16 protein-coding genes are annotated in these 17,407 nt (G+C 39.6%); 6 read left to right on the top strand and 10 right to left on the bottom strand.

Annotated features, from left to right (window positions below; translation table 11 throughout):
- Positions 1-114: 114 nt before the first annotated feature.
- The 6 genes from murA to ACK1I8_RS03890 form a co-directional block, all read right to left on the bottom strand.
- Positions 115-1,440 carry a UDP-N-acetylglucosamine 1-carboxyvinyltransferase gene (murA, locus tag ACK1I8_RS03865; protein ID WP_412468026.1) on the bottom strand — a complete coding sequence of 442 codons (1,326 nt, stop codon included), beginning with the start codon at positions 1,438-1,440 and terminating at the stop codon, positions 115-117.
- Positions 1,441-1,531: 91 nt separating this feature from the next.
- The gene (locus tag ACK1I8_RS03870; protein WP_412468027.1) at positions 1,532-2,221 is read right to left on the bottom strand and encodes a DUF4290 domain-containing protein; all 690 of its coding nucleotides are present in this window, start codon (positions 2,219-2,221) and stop codon (positions 1,532-1,534) included.
- Between the two features lie 462 nt (positions 2,222-2,683).
- Complete coding sequence (locus ACK1I8_RS03875; protein ID WP_412468028.1) at positions 2,684-3,181, bottom strand: SixA phosphatase family protein; 498 nt, start codon at positions 3,179-3,181, stop codon at positions 2,684-2,686.
- Positions 3,147-4,211, bottom strand: a complete 1,065-nt coding sequence (locus ACK1I8_RS03880) for a glycosyltransferase family 9 protein (RefSeq protein WP_412468029.1) — start codon at positions 4,209-4,211, stop codon at positions 3,147-3,149. Before ACK1I8_RS03880 ends, ACK1I8_RS03875 begins: the two co-directional genes overlap by 35 nt.
- Positions 4,212-4,245: 34 nt before the next feature.
- On the bottom strand, positions 4,246-4,848 hold the full coding sequence (locus ACK1I8_RS03885; RefSeq protein WP_412468030.1) for a DUF4254 domain-containing protein: 603 nt from the start codon (positions 4,846-4,848) through the stop codon (positions 4,246-4,248).
- Positions 4,849-5,072: 224 nt separating this feature from the next.
- Positions 5,073-6,749, bottom strand: coding sequence for a helix-hairpin-helix domain-containing protein (locus ACK1I8_RS03890; protein WP_412468031.1), 1,677 nt, complete (start codon positions 6,747-6,749; stop codon positions 5,073-5,075).
- An 89-nt stretch (positions 6,750-6,838) separates the two neighbouring features.
- Here ACK1I8_RS03890 and ACK1I8_RS03895 point away from each other — a divergent pair, with 89 nt between their 5' ends.
- Positions 6,839-7,468, top strand: coding sequence for a hypothetical protein (locus ACK1I8_RS03895; RefSeq protein WP_412468032.1), 630 nt, complete (start codon positions 6,839-6,841; stop codon positions 7,466-7,468).
- Between the two features lie 154 nt (positions 7,469-7,622).
- On the opposite strand, the gene sppA is transcribed toward ACK1I8_RS03895, so the two are convergent.
- Positions 7,623-9,389 (bottom strand): signal peptide peptidase SppA, encoded by a 1,767-nt coding sequence (sppA, locus tag ACK1I8_RS03900; protein WP_412468033.1) that lies wholly within the window; start codon positions 9,387-9,389, stop codon positions 7,623-7,625.
- A 40-nt stretch (positions 9,390-9,429) separates the two neighbouring features.
- On the opposite strand from sppA, the gene folK reads away from it, so the two are divergent.
- Complete coding sequence (gene folK, locus ACK1I8_RS03905) at positions 9,430-9,936, top strand: 2-amino-4-hydroxy-6-hydroxymethyldihydropteridine diphosphokinase (RefSeq protein WP_412468034.1); 507 nt, start codon at positions 9,430-9,432, stop codon at positions 9,934-9,936.
- 382 nt (positions 9,937-10,318) lie between these two features.
- Here the strand turns inward: folK and pssA are convergent, their stop codons facing one another.
- Together pssA and rho are read right to left on the bottom strand one after the other, a co-directional pair.
- The gene (gene pssA / locus ACK1I8_RS03910; RefSeq protein WP_412468035.1) at positions 10,319-10,999 is read right to left on the bottom strand and encodes a CDP-diacylglycerol--serine O-phosphatidyltransferase; all 681 of its coding nucleotides are present in this window, start codon (positions 10,997-10,999) and stop codon (positions 10,319-10,321) included.
- An 87-nt stretch (positions 11,000-11,086) separates the two neighbouring features.
- Complete coding sequence (gene rho / locus ACK1I8_RS03915) at positions 11,087-12,811, bottom strand: transcription termination factor Rho (protein ID WP_412468036.1); 1,725 nt, start codon at positions 12,809-12,811, stop codon at positions 11,087-11,089.
- Between the two features lie 425 nt (positions 12,812-13,236).
- On the opposite strand from rho, the gene pyrF reads away from it, so the two are divergent.
- From pyrF to ACK1I8_RS03935, 4 genes are all read left to right on the top strand, one after another.
- Positions 13,237-14,067: an orotidine-5'-phosphate decarboxylase gene (gene pyrF, locus ACK1I8_RS03920; RefSeq protein WP_412468037.1), complete on the top strand. Its 831-nt coding sequence runs from the start codon at positions 13,237-13,239 to the stop codon at positions 14,065-14,067.
- A 312-nt stretch (positions 14,068-14,379) separates the two neighbouring features.
- A complete protein-coding gene (locus tag ACK1I8_RS03925; protein ID WP_412468038.1) occupies positions 14,380-15,663 on the top strand; it encodes a DUF2851 family protein in 1,284 nt (427 codons plus the stop codon).
- Positions 15,664-15,714: 51 nt separating this feature from the next.
- A complete protein-coding gene (locus ACK1I8_RS03930) occupies positions 15,715-15,930 on the top strand; it encodes a hypothetical protein (protein ID WP_412468039.1) in 216 nt (71 codons plus the stop codon).
- Positions 15,931-16,059: 129 nt separating this feature from the next.
- Positions 16,060-16,278, top strand: coding sequence for a PspC family transcriptional regulator (locus ACK1I8_RS03935; RefSeq protein ID WP_412468040.1), 219 nt, complete (start codon positions 16,060-16,062; stop codon positions 16,276-16,278).
- A 59-nt stretch (positions 16,279-16,337) separates the two neighbouring features.
- Here ACK1I8_RS03935 and ACK1I8_RS03940 read toward each other — a convergent pair whose 3' ends face one another.
- Positions 16,338-16,994: an ankyrin repeat domain-containing protein gene (locus ACK1I8_RS03940; protein WP_412468041.1), complete on the bottom strand. Its 657-nt coding sequence runs from the start codon at positions 16,992-16,994 to the stop codon at positions 16,338-16,340.
- Positions 16,995-17,407: the final 413 nt, after the last annotated feature.

Raw genomic sequence — 17,407 nt, forward strand, 5'->3', positions numbered from 1 at the left:
CAGCATGACAATTCCGCTTAAAATTGACCAAAACAAAAAACGTCCGGTAATTATTACACGGACGTTTTCCATTATGCTATTTTTGCTTTAAGCTTTAATCTTTCCGCTTCAACCTTAATGACTCGGTGCATCGGCATTTACACGTTTAATTTGCGCACCTAAAGCGCGTAAACGGGTGTCGATATCCTGGTAACCACGCTCAATCTGCTCGATGTTGTAAATGGTTGATTTACCCTCTGCCGATAAAGCTGCAATTAACAAGGAAACCCCTGCTCTGATATCGGGAGAAGTCATACTGATACCGCGAAGTTTGTATTTTTTATCAATACCATTAACCGTGGCACGGTGTGGGTCGCAAAGGATAATCTGTGCACCCATATCAATCAACTTATCTACAAAGAATAAGCGGCTCTCGAACATTTTTTGATGAATCAGTACGTTTCCTTTAGCCTGCGTAGCCACAACCAAAACGATACTCAATAAATCAGGTGTAAAACCCGGCCATGGCGAATCGGCAATGGTTAAGATAGAGCCATCAATAAAAGTGTCAATTTCGTAATGTTTTTGCGATGGTATGTAGATATCATCTCCCCGACGCTCAAGTTTGATCCCCAGTTTTTTGAAAACCTCGGGGATTACACCCAGTTCATCATAACAAACATTTTTAATGGTAATTTCTGATTCTGTCATCGCGGCCATACCGATAAAAGAACCAATTTCAATCATATCCGGCAACATTCTGTGCTCGGTTCCGCCTAACACCTTTACACCTTCAATGGTTAACAAATTAGAACCGATGCCCGAAATTTTTGCACCCATGCGGTTCAGCATTTTGCAAAGTTGTTGTAAGTATGGTTCGCAGGCCGCATTGTAAATAGTCGTGGTACCTTTGGCCAAAACCGCTGCCATAACAATGTTTGCCGTTCCGGTTACCGACGCTTCATCCAGCAGGATGTAGGCACCTTGTAAATTAGTGGCATCTACGTTAAAGAAAGCTTTTTTGCTGTCGTAAACAAACTTTGCACCTAGTTTTTCGAAACCGATAAAGTGGGTGTCCAATCTTCTGCGACCGATTTTATCACCACCTGGTTTCGGGATTGCTGCCTTACCAAAACGCGCCAACAATGGTCCAACAATCATAATTGAACCGCGTAAACCACCACCTTTGGCTTTAAAGGTATCAGATTCAAAGAAATTTAAATCGATATTCCTGGCTTCAAAGGTATAGGTATCCTTATTAATACGTTCAACAGTAACACCCAGGTCGCCAAGTAATTCAATCAGTTTGTTTACATCTTTAATGTCAGGAATATTACTGATGGTTACTTTCTTTTCGGTCAGCAATACAGCCGATAAAATCTGTAAAGCCTCATTTTTGGCACCCTGAGGGGTAATTTCGCCTTTTAATTTAATTCCGCCTGTTATTTCAAATGCGTTCATATATCTTTTAGTAATTAGTATCAAGTAGTAAGTATTAAGATAAGGTAGACGTTAACTTTCCACCTTTTACTCTCTGCCTTTTACCTTTTCTTTAATATTTAGGTTTATTATTGTTGTTGCGTTGACGGTTATTATTATTGTTATTGTTCTGACGATTTTTCCCGTTATTGTTATTATTGTTGTTCCTTCCCCGGTTATTATTGTTATTGCTTTGACGAGGATTTTGTGCTCTAAACTCCACCTTGGCCAGGTTAACACCTTCATCAAGTGATAACAATCCGCCAGAAAGGTATTTCAGATCTTTAATAATGGTGTCATCACTCACATTATCCTTGTTCCAGGTTACATAGGCCATTTTCATAAAATTGGCGATGCTCTGCACCATTGCCTTTTTAATTTCCGGATTTTCTTCGCGCATGGCTTTTTCGATCAGATTTTCAACGGTTTTACCATAGTGTTTGTAGGTAATTCTTTGTTGAGGATAGGCCAGGGGCTCAGGTTTGATGTAGGCATTTTCAATTAATGGCTTTGGATAAGGGCTATCAACATCAATCTGATAACCGGAAATAATGTGCAGGTGATCCCAAAGCTTATGTTTAAAATCGGCAACATCACGCAAATGAGGTTGCAAGAAACCCATCAGGTCAATTACCGCCTGGGCATATTTATTACGTTCTTCGATGGTGGGTAATTCGCAGATATACTTCACCATATTTTGTACGTTGCGGCCATATTCCGATAAAATCAGATGGCTGCGCGTAGTATTATAATCAAAACTCATGTATAGATAAATTAATGGATAAATATTCCGGCGATACGAATTATGAAATAACCAGAAGAGTTTAGGTTATGAATTCACCGAAATGTCTATTGCCGGACTTTCGTTTAATGTACCCAAAGGTAGTAAAATTATTTGATTCGTAATATGCTTATCTAAATTGCGATATTTTAATTGGATTTTTTTGTAAATGTTCTTTCAGTAGTTCTTGGCTTATTCAGCCCCGTTATCCGCTATAGTCCCGATAAAGGATCGGGAGCTGCCGCTACTACCGGGTTTATTTAAACGGGCTTTGTGCCTGTTGCAAAACCATTCCAGCGCCGATGTAATAAAGCCATTCCAAGTATTTATATCTGAAGCTCTGTTAAATGCAAAGCCACAATTTTCAGTGTAAATCGGTGTTTCCGTGGCAATTAAATAAATGTCTACCCGCCTTCATGCTCCACCCCTTAACGGTAACAAGACTTAAATTTCATCACTACTTTTAGGGTAATCGAAAAACACCATTTCTCCGGTTCCTTTACTCACCATTTGCCATGATTCAAAAGGAAAAGAAATTAATACCATGCCTGCGGTTGGAATGTTGTAAATGTCAGCTTCGCATAACTCATTCGCAAAATCTGTAAAACCTGGGTTATGGCCAAACATCACCACATGGTCTGCACCATTATTCAGCTGGTTAACCACACGAAGTAACGCTGTGGTATTGGCCTCATAAATAGATTCTTCGAACTGAATGTGATCGATATTATAGGCTTCAGCGAAGTATTTGGCGGTAGATTTGGCCCTTTTTGCGGGGCTGCTTACCATCAGATCGATTTTAAAACCACGTTTAAGTAATCTTTCGGCCATTTCTGGCGCATTTTCCTTGCCACGTTTGTTCAACGGGCGATCGAAATCACTTAAGTTTATGTTTCCCCAATCCGATTTACCATGGCGGACGAGAAGAAGTTGTTTTGCCATTTAATTTCTCTTTAATTTTGTTAACGATGGTTTCTGGCTTAATCAAGTCTATACAGTTTTCAACACCGCAAAGGCAAGGTTTGTTTCCATAAATAGAATTTGGCCTTGCCGGATGATCGATCTGAATGCAATCGCTTTCCAGCTGTCCATATCCTAAAAAACCCGCATAAGGATGCGTTGGCCCCCAAATGGATACCACAGGTATACCAACAAGTGATGCCATATGCATGCCAGATGAGTCCATACTTAACATTAAATCCAAGTTTGAGATAATGGCAAGCTCCTCTGTTAAATTAAAATTTCCGATTAAATTATAAGTGTTTTGATATGTTTTAGCCCAGTTTTCGGCAACTAGTTTTTCCTTTTCGCCACCACCGAATATAAAAAGCTCGTACCCCAATCGGCTTAGTGAAGCGATTACTGCTTCCATTTTTTCTAGCGGATATACTTTATAAATATGCTGGGCAAAAGGAGATATGCCGATTTTTTTGGAGTTCTGATCACTAAAATTAAACCATGTTTTGGCCTTTTCGGGTAAAGCTTGTGCAGATTTGCTGATCTGGTGACTGAGTTTAATACTAAAACCTAATTCGCGGAAAACATCGGCGTAACGTTCTACCGTTTGTTTTAAAGGTTTAAAAACTTTGTTGACAGTCCGTGTCAGGGCTTTTTTTTCTACTCTTCCCTTATCTATCCTTTTAATTGTTGTTCCGGTTAAGCGGAAAAAAGTAGAAATTGCCCTGCTTCTTAAATTGTCATGTAAATCGGCAATAGCGTCTGGCCTGTAGCTTCGGAGTTCCCGATAGAGTTGATATAACCCATATATGCCTTTATGAATATTTTTTGGCTGGATGGGGTGGAAGATCAGATTGGGAATATGATCAAAAAATGGTTTAAAAGCTGGCCGGCTGACCATAATAAGTTCAGCCGATGGGTTCTGCTCCGAAAATTCTTGTAATACGGAAGCTACCATGGCCACATCCCCCATAGCCGAAAAACGTAATACGATAATTTTTTGGGTTGATAACATGAATTTCGCTTTCGGCTTTGGTCGTTCTGTTTTGCTATACCTTGTTGTACAACACCGGATTTAAACTCGGATCATTATACATCTTCATTTGCTTGTATACTTTCATGTATTTTTTGCCTGCTTCAATGTCTGCCAGTAACTCATCAATACTGTTTGAAAGATCGTTACGTTGCGATAACAATACATTGAGCTTAGTTTGGCATTGTGCACGGTGCTCGGCTGATGCGCTTTCGCGTTCGGCCTCTTCCTGCATGTGGTAAATTTTTAAAGCCAGGATAGAAAGCCTGTCAATCGCCCATGCCGGACTTTCCGTATTGATTTTGGCATCAGGCAGCGCCGTAATTCCCTGATAAAGCTTTAAAAAATAGCCATCAATAAACTCAACCATATCGGTACGTACCTGGTTTTGGGCATCAATGCGTCTTTTCCAGCTTAAACCTTCGACAGGATCAATCTGAGGATTACGCACTACATCCTCCATATGCCATTGTGCGGTATCAATCCAGTTTTTGAGATAAAAAAGATGCTCTAAACTTTCGGCATCGTAAGGGCTTTCAACCGGATGGTCAATATCATCAAACTTGTGGTAGTCTGTAATCACCTGATTAAATATGCGGTTGGCAATTTCACTGATCATGGGGCAAAGATATTATTTTTGGCTATCTCTTTTATATCAAATTGAGATAGGTTTTAGAGTCACACGGATTTTTTTCCTTGTGGGTTGATTGCACAGATTCAGGGATTACACCGACTTTTCTTTGCAAAATTTAAAACAAGATCATTTAGTACCCGTTTTTCACTAAAGACTAAAGACTAAAGACTAAAGACTAAAGACTAAAGACTAAAGACTAAAGACTAGGCTTAAACCTTCTTACTACCAAAATATGCAGTAATTTCCTCTAAATTAAAAGCATTCAAACATTTATCAGCGCTTAAACCGCCTTTGCGGGCCACTAAAATACCGTAATGCATATCATGGAAACCTTCTGTACGGTGCGCATCTGGATTTACCGATAATAATACGCCTTTCTCGAGGGCATAGCGGTGCCAGCGCCAGTCTAGATCTAAACGTAATGGATTGGCATTAATTTCAATCACCACATTATTAGCGGCGCAGGCATCGATAATTTTTTTATAATCAATAGGGTAGCCCGCCCTGCTCAGTAGTAAACGGCCAGTTGGGTGACCTAAAATGGTGGTATAAGGGTTTTCTATTGCCTTTAACAAACGGGCGGTCGCCTTGGCTTCGTCCATGCGGAGGTTACTGTGTACAGAGGCTACCACAAAGTCAAATGTTTTAAGAATATCATCAGCATAATCAAGCGATCCATCACTTAAAATATCGCTTTCAATGCCTTTAAAAATTTTAAATGGAGCAAGTTTTTTATTCAGTTCATCAATTTCCCGGTGCTGTCCAAAAACGCGTTGTTCGTTTAATCCTTTGGCATAAACAGCAGTTTTAGAGTGGTCGCATATTCCCAGATACTGAAGATTTAAGTTCTCTTTACAGTAAACGGCCATTTGCTCCAGGGTGTGTACACCATCGCTCCAGGTTGAATGGTTGTGTAAGCTGCCCTTCAAATCCCCGTATTGAATTAAGGCTGGGAGTTTATTGGCCTTAGCCAGTTCAATTTCATCAAAATCTTCACGAAGCTCGGGCTCGATAAAAGCTAATCCAGCCTTGCTGTAAATTTCTTCTTCATTTGCGAATGGACCGCTGCCTGCTAAAGCCAGCACTTTTTCAACATGTTCCGTATTTCCCGTTAAGGTAAACCACTGTAAATAAAAAGATGCTTTTTCTACAACATAGATTTTGATCCTGAAGCCCGCCTCTGTAGTACAAATGAACGAGTTTTCGGCTTCGATGAGCGAAAGCGGATCAAATGCAGGTAAGCTTTGTTTAATGGAATCCATATTTTCACTGCCGATCACCATTTCGAGTTCATCAATAATCTCACATGCACGGCGGTACTGCCCTGCGAAGCCTAAAAGTGCAGCAGGGTCAATTTTTCCAGTCCAATCTGCAAGCTGGGTAAATAAAGTTTTGGCAAAACCTTCTACCTGTGCATATAAAAATCTGCCGTTGGCAGCCAATTTAAATTCAATGGCATTTTTAATTTCTTCCTGCGTTTTTAAACCAAAACCTTTGGCTTCAATCAATCGGTTTTCGTTGCAGGCGTAATATAATTCGCCTATATTTTCAATTCCTAAGGTACGCCAGATGATAAATATTTTTTTTGGTCCGATGCCCTTTATACCCAGCATTTCTACTACACCTTCAGGTGTTCTTTCCAGTATTTCATTAAGCTCCCGTAATTCTCCGGTCTGAAGAAGTTCTATAATTTTGGAGGCCAGTCCTTTACCTATGCCATCAATTTTATCCAGTTCATCCAGGGGCTTGTCTTTTAAGGCAAAGGGCAATTTATCTACTTTAAAATAGGCATTGGCCACTGATTTGATCTTGAAAGGATTTTCTTCATGCAGTTCCATGAGCTGCGATAAGAGGCGTAAGGTGCGGGCGATGGTCTTATTTTCCATAAGGGGTAAAATTAGGAAATAATGCCCCAAATTTTGACCAGGCTGATCAGTTTCTGAACACAATTTTATTAAAGTGTTGTTTTACACTCATGAAATTTATAAAAACTTTCCTTTTAGGATTATGCATCAGTTTGCTTGCCTGTCAATCAGCAAAGAAAACCGACGAAAATAAGAAAGATTCGTTAATAAGCGCTACTTCTGCTTCTACACAAGCCGTGGACAAACGGTTCCTGATTGTAGCTGGCCATTCGATAGGAGAGATCAGTCTTGGCGAAGATATGGAACAGGTGAGTAAAAAACTTGGAAGACCCGATGTTAGTGATGCGGCCATGGGAAAAGCCTGGGGGATCTGGTACAGCAGCGATTCGACAGCAAAGCGAAGAGCTGAAATTGCCGTTTATTCTGCTTATCGCGATACCAGTATGCGGGTGAAAGATGTAAAGCAGATCAGGGTCACCTCATACCAGTTTAAAACACAGGATGGTTTGGCTACCGGTACCCCTTTAGAAGATACGAAGCTAAAATTGCCGGATATCGAAAAAATTTCTTCTTATCTGAATGAGGAAAAAGATACCGTAATTGTTTATGATGCGAAAAAAGAGGGGATTGGCTTCGAATTTTTAAAAGGGAAAAGTATTTCTGTAACAGTACATCCCGTAAATACTGCGCTTAACCTAACTTATTTAACTTTGCATCCGGAATGGAAAATCGTGGAATGATGTAAGACGTGAAATGGAAAATGGACTTTTTAGCTTATGGTTTAATGGCTCATAGTTAATGGCTTGGTATATTATGCCTATTGGCTATTAACTATTTAACTATGACCCATCAACCCTTATTCCATTCTCCATCTTCCATTATTTCCGTCTTACATTATTTAATTACCGCTTCAAATGGCATTCGTGCCTGAATTCCAGAGCTTGCGATCACTTTTTTCATCTGTTGGTAAAGCATATAATTATCGCCCAGTTCTTGTTTGGTGTAATAGGTTTTAATCCGGTCTGTACCTTCGTCCAGTAACGATTTCCATGGGTCTATTACATCCGGATATTCTACCACCTTATAATTCTTTAGCTTAGCCTTTTTAGCAGCGGCTTTAATGGCATCCTTAAAACCTCCGATTCTGTCGGCTAAACCAATTTGAACGGCATCTGTTCCAATCCAAACATGTCCACCGCCAATGCTATCGATATAAGCTTTACTTTTCTTTCTGCCGTCGGCCACCCGGCTAACAAAACCACTATAAATTCTGTTCAATTCATTTTGAATGATAAACCTTTCACCAGCAGTCATAGGACGGTTTGTTGCCATAATATCAGCATATTTCCCCGTTTTAACGCCATCAAATGTGATTCCCAATTTATTGGTCATTAAATTTTGGAAGTTAGGGATAATGCCAAATACCCCTATAGAGCCTGTAATGGTATTCGGCTGTACAAAAATGCTATCTGCAGCACAACCAATGTAATAACCACCAGATGCGGCCACATCGCCAAATGATGCAATAACCGGCTTTTCTTTTCGGGTCAATACCACCTCTCTCCAGATCACGTCCGAAGCTAAAGCACTGCCCCCAGGCGAGTTTACACGGAGTACAACCGCTTTGATATCGTCATCTAAACGGGCCTTTCTGATTGCTCTTGAAATGCGTTCTGATCCGATCTGGTTGTCAGAGCCTTCTCCGCCATTAATTTCGCCGTTGGCATAAATCACCGCAACTTTGTCTTTTCCTTCACCTGTATCGCCATTGTTTTTGGCGTAATCATTAATTGAAACTGATCGGATATTTTCTCCCCTGGTTCTGCCGGACAATCCTTTTAATTCCTCTAAAATCTGATCTTTATATTTTAAAGCATCGATCATTTTAAAGTTTACCGCATCCTGTGGTTGTTGTACCTTATAGTTATCGGCAATGCTATACAGGCTATCTTTCTGGATATTTCTGCTTTCAGCAATATCACTTAAGAATGTATTGTATAATCCACCAACATACGCGGTCACCTGTTTACGGTTGTACTCACTCATTTTATCCAAAATAAAAGGCTCTACGGCACTTTTGTAGTTTCCTACGCGGATAACCTGCATTTCTACACCAACTTTTTCTAATGTTCCTTTAAAAAAAGTAAGTTCTGAGCTGAAACCTTTAAACTCTAAAGCGCCTTCGGGATTTAAATATACCCGATCAGCTACTGAAGCCAGATAGTAAGCGCCCTGGGTATATACTTCGCTGTAGGCGATAATTTTTTTATGCGATTTTTTAAAATCGATCAGTGCATTTCTAACCTCGCGTAAAGTGGCAAAACCTGCATTGGGGCTGCTCACATTCAGGTAGATACATTTAATATTATCATCTGTTTTAGCTTTTTGCAAGGCTTTTAAGAAATCGTTTAAGCCTATGGCATCTTTTTCGTCTCCTCCAACAATTGGAAGGTTACCAAATGTTTTTTTGGGTGTGCGCTCCAGAATCGCCTGGTCCAGATTTAGAAAAAGTACCGAATTGTTGGTCACCGTAATCGTTTTGTCATTATCAATCGAAGATATTAATCCAACCACAACCACGAAGCCGATAATGAATACGATGATGATCGATAAGAAAAAGCCCAACATGGAGGCGAATAAATACTTAAAGAATTCTCTCATTTAAATGTTTTAATTTTGTGCTGTAAAGATATAAAAATACATGATGCTTAATCAAGCTTTAGAGTACCATACGGCTTATTTGTTACTGGGTGGAAATTTAGGCGATAGAATGGCAAATCTGAAAAAAGCCATTGAACTACTGAGTGATAAAGCGGGGAAGGTTTTAGCCATCTCATCCCTTTATGAAACGGCCGCATGGGGCAAAACCGATCAGCCTGCATTTTTGAACCAGGCTGTTGCTTTGCAAACCCGTTTAAGTGCTTTGGAAGTTTTGGATCTTGCATTAAGTATTGAGCAGGAGCTGGGCAGGGTAAGGAAAGACAAATGGGGTGAGCGTTTAATTGATATTGATCTTATCCTTTTTGGAGACCAAATCATCAATATTCCCGGTAAACTCCAGGTGCCTCATCCGCAAATGCAGCACCGGAAATTTGTGATGGAACCCCTGTCAGAGATTGCCCCTGATGTTTTGCATCCTGTGCTTGGAGAAACCATGTTGTCGATCTGCAGAAATATAAGCGATCCACTTGAGGTTAAGAAGCTTTAATGTATCAAGTTTCTAATGTCTGCATGGACGACAAAGGTGCTGTGAATTTTTCTTGTCTTATCAAGGCTATTAAGTTAAGCGTATGGTTGTCAACCCCGAGGGATAATTTATTTTGTAAATTCGATACAAATAACAGAGAATTTTAAGAAGATAACAGTTTCGAAGGATCGTCATTTCGACCGTAGTGGAGAAATCTTTTAAATTTGGTTTCAATAATTTGCTTCAAAGATCTCTCCCCGCCTGTACGGGCAGGCATTCCGTTGCACTCCAGTCAAGATGACGAACCTTGTATTAGAATATCTGTCATTGATAGGCGCAGTCGAAGACCACTGAAGCTTATAAATTCAAAACACAGATGCCCTTGTACTAACCTCAGGGCAACTTATTTGAAGTCACCCTTAAAATGTAGAAAAGATAAAGCAATATACAGGACCAGAACAAAAGGTATGGCTGCAAATTGTAGAGAGGCAATTAAGATAGCCGATAGGATGAGGAAAATAAATTTGATTTTATTTTTCGCCCAGCTTAAATCGCTGAATTTTAAAGAGAATATTTTTAGCTCACTTACCAATAAAAAGCTGGTGATGGCTGTAATGGCAATCAATAAAATGCTGGAGGAAATAATCTGTGGATAATCATTCGCAATAAAAGGTAACGAACAGATAAACAACGTATTCATTGGTGTATTCAGGCCAATAAAATCTTCCGTTTGCCTGGTATCGTTGTTGAATTTGGCCAACCGAAGCGCCGAAAAAACGGTAATGATAAAGCCCAGATAGGGGAGGTATTCGGAAGAATAGTCGCTTGCTTTTAATAGATGAAACATAACCACACCGGGTAAGAACCCGAAGCTCACCATATCTGCCAGAGAATCAAGATCTTTCCCAATTGCCGATTTAACCTTTAACAAACGGGCAACCATACCATCAAAAAAATCAAATATTCCGGATAAAATAACAAAGTATGCCGCGGTTTCCAGATGACCATTAAATGCAAAAACAATTCCGATACAACCAGAAAGAAGATTTGCACAGGTAATTGCATTGGGGAGATGCTTTTTCATGAGGTATAGGGTTTAAGGTTTAAGGTGTAAGGTTTAGGCATCCGAATAGGATCCTTAAGCCTTACACCTTTTGCCTTCCAGCCTTAACTAGCTATTCATCGAAATTAAGAACTCTTCGTTACTTTTTGTTCCTTTAATTTGAGATTGAACAAATTCCATTGCTTCCTGGCTGTTCATATCAGCAAGGTGGTTACGTAAAATCCACACGCGCTGTAAGGTGTCTCTGTCGTGCAATAAATCGTCGCGACGGGTACTTGATGCGGTAATATCGATAGCAGGGAAAATACGTTTGTTAGATAACTTACGGTCTAACTGAAGCTCCATGTTACCGGTTCCTTTAAATTCTTCGAAAATTACCTCATCCATTTTAGAGCCCGTATCCGTTAATGCGGTAGCTAAAATGGTTAAGGAGCCCCCGTTTTCGATGTTACGTGCCGCACCAAAAAAACGTTTTGGTTTATGCAGGGCATTGGCATCAACACCACCTGATAATATTTTACCTGAAGCAGGTGCTGTGGTGTTATACGCTCTGGCCAAACGGGTAATCGAATCCAACAGGATCACTACATCATGGCCGCTTTCTACCAAACGTTTCGATTTCTCTAAAACAATGTTGGCAATTTTAACGTGACGTTCAGCCGGCTCATCAAAGGTGGAGGCAATTACCTCAGCCCTTACACTACGTGCCATATCGGTAACCTCCTCAGGGCGCTCATCAATTAATAAGATAATTAAATAAACTTCCGGATGATTTTTGGCAATGGCGTTGGCCACTTCTTTCAATAAATTGGTTTTACCCGTTTTAGGCTGTGCTACAATTAAACCACGTTGTCCTTTTCCAATCGGTGTAAACAAATCCATAATACGGGTAGAATAGTTGTTCGTATCCGTAAACAGGTTTAATCTTTCGGTCGGGAAAAGCGGTGTTAAATAATCAAAAGGAACGCGATCGCGTACTTCAGCAGGGATTCGGCCATTAATGGTTTCTACACGAACCAAAGGGAAATATTTTTCGCCTTCTTTTGGTGGGCGGATGCTGCCTTTTACCGTATCACCGGTTTTTAACCCAAAAAGTTTGATTTGAGACTGAGATACATAAATATCATCAGGAGAAGTTAAGTAGTTATAATCTGCCGAGCGTAAGAAACCATAACCATCCGGCATAATTTCCAGAACACCCTCATTGGTAATCACGTTATCGAAATCCAGGTTAGAGTAACTGTTTTCGTTTTTGTGGTGATTGCCGCCACCAGGTTGCTTTTGCTGGCGGTTTTCGTCACGTTGTGGTTTTTCCTGTTTTTCTTTGGGCTCCTGTTTTTGTTTTGGCGCTACTGGCAGCACTTCCGCACTTTCTTCTATCAAAGCGGAGATTGGTTTTACACTTTCTTCAGCTTCAATAGTTCTTTCGGGCTGCTTTTCATGCTGAGGCTCGTCAAATAAAGTAACCGCATCTCTTCTTTTTTCAACGGGTGCCGCAGCTTCAGTTTTGGTTAATCTTGCTCTTTTTTTAACCGGTTTCTCGTCTGTAGCAGCAGGTTTTTCAGCAATTACCGAAGAAGCTGCTGTTGCCGCTGCGGCAACTTTCGGTGCTTTTGCAGCTTTGGTTTTAGGTACACGTGTAGCTGTAACAGGTTCAGTTTCGCTATAAGGATCTGCACCAGATTTAGCAGCATTTATAATTTCCTGCTGGTGTAAAAGTACTTCAACAAGGTCTATTTTTCTTAGGGAGTCGGCACCTTCAATGCCATAGCTTTTTGCCAGCTCACGTAATTCTGTTGTGAGCTTATCATTTAATTCTGTTTTACTAAACATTCTAAATATATATGTTTCAAGAAATTTTTCATTTGTTTATAACGGATGTTTTCTGTTATAAATTTGCACAGGCTTAAAAAATATTTGTGTTAGCGCAAGCCCGGCTTTTTATTGTGCATAAGTTCTTAAGGCTATAAAACATTAAATGAGTTCATTAGGGATAATGCTCAAATTGTTTCATAATTGTTTATAAGCTGAATAACAAGCAATATTTGCTTTTAAAAAATGGTAACAAAAAACAAGTCTTGATAAATTTTTCTGGGATATTCAGATAAACGGTTGAGAAATTATGGTGCAATTGTATGTATTTGAAACGTAATCTGCAAGCAAAAGTTTAAAATGTTTATAAAAATAATTGATGTGAGCATTATTTTGTCGCTCAGAAAACTTAAAAATCTTCATATTTGCAGCAAATAAGCACATATATGACCAGACAACAACTTTTTGAGCAGATACAAAAAAAACGTTCTTTTTTGTGTGTTGGACTAGATTCTTCGCTAGATAAGATCCCACAACACCTGTTAAAGTATGAAAATCCGATTCTGGAATTTAATAAACAGATTATTGATGCTACGAAAGATTTGTGTGTTGCTTACAAGCCAAATACTGCTTTTTATGAGTGCTACGGCAAAAAAGGTTGGGAAACACTAACAGAAACCTGGAAATATATTCCACAGGATATTTTTTCCATTGCAGATGCTAAACGAGGCGATATTGGCAATACTTCTGCCATGTATGCCGAAACTTTTTTTAATGCGGCATCTTCTGAGATGAGTTTCGATTCGGTTACCGTTGCGCCATATATGGGGAGCGATTCGGTAACGCCGTTTTTGACCTTTAAAGATAAATGGGTAATTCTATTGGCTTTAACTTCGAATGCGGGGCATGCCGATTTTCAATTGCAGGAAGTTGGAGCAGATAAGCTCTTCGAAAAAGTGATTAAAACATCGCAAACCTGGGCTACAGCTGAGCAAATGATGTATGTAGTTGGGGCTACACGCGGTGCGGCATTTGGTGATGTACGCAAACTGGCGCCAGATCATTTTCTGTTGGTACCCGGGGTTGGTGCACAGGGTGGAGATTTAAATGAAGTATGTAAATACGGATTAAATGCCCAATGTGGCTTATTGATCAATTCATCAAGGGGAATCATCTATGCCAGCCAGGGTGAAGATTTCGCCGAAAAGGCCAGGGAAGAGGCTTTAAAACTGCAACAGGAAATGGAGCAGATTTTGGTTCAAGCGGGGTTGGTGTAAGTGATTTTTTAGTCATCAGGGATTTCGTCAACCTGATCCGATAACCATCGGATTTATTTCAGGGTCTTCTGGGATAAAAGATGCTAAATAAATCTTAAAGCTATCGTTTGGAAGCCGTAATGCAAATGCTTCTAGATCAGATTCGCTGAGTAATGTGTAGTTTTCGCACGCTTGAGATCCGATCGCAAACGGATGACAATTGTATTAACGAATCTTTTGCTGATAACCTACGTTTTTAATAACTACTCGAAGGAGGCCCAAAATTTAAACTTATAAGTTAGTTATAAAGAGATAAATTCATTATCTTCAAGGATGAATTTTCCGGAAGATTTTCTTCATTATGTATGGCAGTTCAGGTCGTTTGATTATAACGGACTGCAGACCTGTGATGGTGAAGACCTGGAAATTATCACTACCGGATTGCTCAACCGAAATGCGGGGCCCGATTTTAGCCATGCGAAGATTAAGATAGGTGAAACCACCTGGGCGGGAAATATAGAAATTCATTTAAAATCTTCTGATTGGTTAAAACACAATCACCAGGCTGATGCCGCATACGAAAATGTGATTTTGCATGTTGTTTACCAGCATGATGCCGAAATAACCAGAATGGATGGAACCGTTTTGCCGGTTCTGGAACTTAAAGACCGCATTTCTGCTGAGCTCATCAGAAAGTACGAAAATCTTTTCCTCACCTTAACCGATTTTCCCTGCATTGCCCAAATAGGAAGGATAGATGAGTTGATTATCGAGTCTTTTTTATCCCGGACTCTGGTTGAGCGTTTTGAGCAGAAAACCAATGCAGTTACAGAAACCCTGGCTGAATTGAAGGGGAATTGGGATGAGACATTTTACCGTTTCATGGCGCGTAATTTTGGATTCAAAATAAATGCTTTACCCTTTGAACTTTTTGCCAAAGCAGTTCCGCAGCATATTTATGCCCGGCATAAAAACAATCCACATCAAATAGAGGCATTGGTTTTTGGTGCGGCAGGCTTTTTAAATGATCATTTTGAAGAAGAATATCCGCAAAAGTTGAAAGCTGAATTTCAGTTTCTCCGAAAAAAATACAACATTATACCCATTGATGTTTCCATCTGGAAATTTATGCGTATGCGCCCTCAAAATTTTCCAACCATCCGTTTGGCACAATTTGCAGCATTAATTACCAGGGCCAATCATCTTTTTTCAAAAATTATGGACATAAAGCAGGTGGCTGAGCTTCGTACTTTATTTGAAAACCTACCGGTAAACGATTACTGGAAAACACATTATCATTTTAAAAAGGCAACGTCTTCGGTAAATATCCAGATCGGGAAAACATCGGTAGACAACATTCTGTTAAATACCGTAGCCTTGTTTTTATTTGCTTATGGCAAACATACCGCAACGCCACATTTTATCAGCAGGGCGATAAAGTTATTGGAAAGTTTGCCGGCTGAGCAAAACGCTATTACCGGTAAATTTACCGGGGCGGGAGTAAAGATGGAAAATGCATTTGCCTCTCAGGGAATTCTGCAGCTAAAAAAGCACTATTGCGACGAGAAAAAATGCCTGTCGTGTGGTATTGGAATTAAAATTTTAAAACAGGCTTAAGAGTTTCTGCTTTCCGGTAAAACATTATACGCTGTAAGCTGTTTCCGTATTATGGAATTTCCACACGAGCTAAAAGAACTATATCCTAATCAGATTATTGAGGTAAGGGGCAATGCCGATGCCTTAACGATTATTTTAAATAGAGATGTCGATATTCATCAATTTAAGGATGAACTGGTCAAAAAGTTTTCGGGACTGGAAGAACAGCAAACGCTTTTTATTAAACACGAAGATAAACAGGATTTTGAAAAACTGATTTTGGAATAAATGAATTGAATTATAGTATTGCATTTAACCAATTAAATTTCCTAAATTAGAATATCTGATCAAATAATGATTCCGGTTTTGGAGCGTTCTTATTTAGTGCAGAGCATAAGATTTTAAAATAAGCTTAACATGTTCCAGAGAATTATAACTTATTTTGAACAGCAGAGTTTTGGAGTTTCTACCTATTTGGCCAATAAGCTGAGTATGAGTACTGCTAAAGTGCGCCTGTTTTTTATTTACTCGTCTTTTTTAGCGGTAGGTTTTCCGATATTATTCTATTTCCTGGCTGCTGTTGTACTCGATATCAGGACATATATGAAAAGAATGCGGCTGCGGATCTGGGAATAGTCCGGCTGGCAGTTTCAAGACTAAAGACTTGGGACTTAGGACTCACGACTTAAGACTCTCTAGTCATCGTCTCTTAAAATTTCTGCAATTTCATTAAAGCCTTTTTCTGCAGCTAAGTCTGCCGGTCTTTTTCCGCCTTCCATCCGTAAAGAAACCTCGGCACCGTGTTCCAGTAATAAAATAATCAATTCAATATTTCCCAATTGTGCAGCAGTGTGTAAAGGCGCCAAACCAGCTTTCTGACAAACATTGGGGTATGCCCCTGCCTCTAAAAGCATTTTGGTGACCTTAAAATTGTTAGCTGCAACTGCCGAGTGGATAGGGAATACATTAAAACCATTTTTCGATGCCAGGTTGACGTCAGCCCCTTTTAGCACCAGAAAACGGGCCAGTTCCTCATGCCCGAAATAGCAGGCTAAACCAAGCGGCGTAAAGCCATCTTTAGAAAATTCATTGATACTGGCAGGATTTTGAAAAATCAAAAGGGTAGCCTCGTCGAATTTGCCTACTGCACAAGCTTCAAATAAGGTTAAATGATCTACAAATTCGGCAATCAGATCAGCGATATCCTGTTTTTTATAGTAACAGGCCAGTAAAAGTGGCGAAATCTGATGAGAGGTGTCCACATTTGCCAGTTTTGGATTTAAAACCAAAATTTCTTTCACTGCTTGAAAATTTCCGGCTTCAATTTGTTCCTCGAGTTGCGCTATATCCATAATACTATTTAAAAAAATCGCTTTAAATTAACGAAAATTAAGGAATTGTAACCTCAAATGCCTAAAAAATATATACATAGTGCTGCAAATTAGCAAAGATTAGACTGCTCAGGTTTCAAAAACCGGAGCGATATTGATCATGACTCTAAAGTTCTAAGAACAACAGACCCGGGTTGAATAAATACCGCCTGTAGCGGGGCAGGTGATCGAACGGAAAGTCGGATTCAGGTTTTCATTGGGAGAAGATTTAGAGGGATAGCGGGTTATCGCAACTAAAACGAACTGGAACCTGCTTTTCAAATAATGTTTAGCAAATAAGTGGACAAGGTAATTCGATAAGCTATCAATGACAGATTACTATGGAAAGGTCGTCTTTCCCTTAAAGCGCTTGCATTACGATTATTGATCCGTGT

This window comes from Pedobacter sp. KLB.chiD, assembly GCF_047040275.1.
In the GTDB taxonomy this organism is placed as follows: Bacteria; Bacteroidota; Bacteroidia; order Sphingobacteriales; family Sphingobacteriaceae; genus Pedobacter.